Genomic DNA, 657 nt, shown 5'->3' with positions numbered 1-657 from the left:
ACAGGTCATGCAGTTCGGTGAAAGCGACCTGGCCTTTATCTCGCGGCTGCTGGCTGAGATCGGGATCTGGTACCACGTCACCAACGACGAACGCCTGGGTATCGACGTGGTGGAGTTGCACGACGCCCAACGTCACTATCAGTTCGACGTCGAACTGCCTTATCGACCGACCTCCGGCCTGAGCAGCAGCGCCCAGGACGCCGTCTGGCAACTGCAGACTCGCCATCAGGTGGTGGAGCAACACGTTCACTTTCGTGCCTACGACCCACGCCAGGCCAACGCCTGGCTCAAGGGCGACGTGGACCAGAGCCGCGGGGCGAGCAGCACCTACGGCGAGGCCTATCTGTACGCCGAAGCGTATACCCAGTTGGGCGACGCCCTCGATCAGGACGATGAGCTGCAAAGCGAAAGCGGCTTTTTCTACGCCCGCCTGCGCCACGAGCGTTACCTCAACGACCAGACTCAACTCAGCGGCATCAGCAGCAGCGCGACCCTGGCGCCGGGCCAGGTCTTGAACATTTCCGGCGGTGCACCCCAGGCCTTTGCCCCTGGCGCGTTGATCACTCACCTGGGCCTTAGCGCCGCCCGCGACCGCAGCCTGGAGGTCCGTTTCCAGGCCATTCCCTACTCGGATAGCGTGTGCTTCCGCCCGCCGGT

General features: G+C 63.8%; 1 protein-coding gene. It reads left to right on the top strand.

What is annotated here, in order from left to right; translation table 11 throughout:
- Positions 1 to 657: type VI secretion system tip protein VgrG (gene vgrG / locus ACM6IP_RS24015; protein ID WP_414862412.1), on the top strand; the 657-nt coding region annotated here is incomplete at both ends.

It is taken from the genome of Pseudomonas sp. IT-P176 (assembly GCF_949767245.1).
Taxonomy (GTDB): Bacteria; Pseudomonadota; Gammaproteobacteria; order Pseudomonadales; family Pseudomonadaceae; genus Aquipseudomonas.
This window is presented reverse-complemented; position numbering and strand designations above follow the sequence as displayed.